Here is a 1,483-nt window from a genome sequence, read left to right as displayed (position 1 = left end):
CGGTCAGTCCAGTATCACCGGTAGGTCCAGTAGGCCCAGTGTCGCCGGTAGGTCCAGTATAACCAGTAGGGCCAGTGTCGCCGGTAGGTCCAGTATAACCAGTAGGGCCAGTGTAGCCAGTAGGACCAGTGTCGCCGGTAGGTCCGGTAGATCCGGTAGGCCCAGTGTAGCCAGTAGGCCCGGTGGGTCCAGTATCGCTGGTGGGTCCAGTAGGTCCGGTGTCGCCAGTAGGTCCAGTAGGGCCAGTGTAACCAGTAGGCCCGGTGGGTCCAGTATCGCTGGTGGGTCCAGTAGGTCCGGTGTCACCAGTAGGTCCAGTAGGCCCAGTGTAGCCAGTGGGTCCAGTATCGCCAGTCGGCCCGGTATCACTGGTAGGTCCAGTAGGTCCAGTGTATCCAGTAGGTCCAGTGTAGCCAGTAGGCCCGGTGGGTCCAGTATCGCTGGTGGGCCCAGTAGGTCCGGTGTAGCCAGTAGGTCCAGTGTAGCCAGTAGGCCCGGTGGGTCCGGTATCGCTGGTAGGCCCGGTAGGTCCAGTGTAGCCAGTAGGTCCGGTATCGCCAGTGGGCCCGGTATCGCTGGTGGGCCCAGTAGGGCCGGTGTAGCCAGTAGGTCCAGTGTCGCCAGTAGGTCCGGTGGGTCCAGTATCGCTGGTGGGTCCAGTAGGTCCAGTGTCGCCAGTGGGCCCAGTAGGTCCAGTATCGCCGGTCGGCCCAGTAGGTCCAGTGTCACTAGTAGGCCCGGTAGGTCCAGTGGGTCCGGTGGGTCCAGTGTCGCCAGTGGGCCCGGTATCGCTGGTGGGTCCAGTAGGGCCGGTGTAGCCAGTAGGTCCAGTGTAGCCAGTAGGTCCGGTTGGTCCGGTATCGCTGGTGGGTCCAGTAGGTCCAGTGTGGCCAGTGGGCCCTGTAGGTCCAGTATAACCGGTCGGCCCAGTAGGTCCAGTGTCACTAGTAGGCCCAGTAGGTCCAGTAGGTCCGGTGGGCCCAGTGTCGCCAGTAGGACCAGTATCGCTGGTAGGCCCAGTAGGTCCAGTGTATCCAGTAGGTCCAGTGTAGCCAGTAGGCCCGGTGGGTCCAGTATCGCTGGTAGGTCCGGTAGGTCCAGTGTAGCCAGTGGGACCGGTAGGCCCAGTATCGCCGGTAGGCCCGGTATCGCTTGTAGGCCCAGTAGGTCCGGTGTCGCCGGTAGGTCCAGTAGGTCCAGTGTCGCCAGTAGATCCGGTGGGGCCAGTATCACTGGTTGGTCCGGTAGGTCCAGTGTCTCCAGTGGGTCCAGTGTCGCCAGTAGGCCCGGTATCACTGGTAGGCCCAGTAGGCCCAGTGTCGCCGGTAGGTCCAGTATCGCCAATGGGGCCGGTATCTCCAGTAGGTCCAGTGTCACCCGTAGGTCCTGTGGGTCCTGTATCGCCGGTAGGCCCAGTTTCACCGGTAGGTCCGGTATCACTGGTGGGCCCAGTAGGTCCAGTGTTGCCAGTAGGACCGGTATC

1 protein-coding gene is annotated in these 1,483 nt (G+C 62.6%); it reads right to left on the bottom strand.

Annotation, left to right across the window (positions count from 1 at the left end):
- Nucleotides 1–3: 3 nt before the first annotated feature.
- The coding region (locus tag T546_RS26510; protein ID WP_034600420.1) for a hypothetical protein at nt 4–1,483 on the bottom strand (1,480 nt) is incomplete at its 5' end.

The sequence above is a fragment of the [Clostridium] aerotolerans DSM 5434 genome (genome assembly GCF_000687555.1).
Classification (GTDB): domain Bacteria; phylum Bacillota; class Clostridia; order Lachnospirales; family Lachnospiraceae; genus Lacrimispora; species Lacrimispora aerotolerans.
The sequence above is the reverse complement of the archived record's forward strand: the minus strand, read 5'-3'. Positions and strand labels throughout refer to the sequence as shown.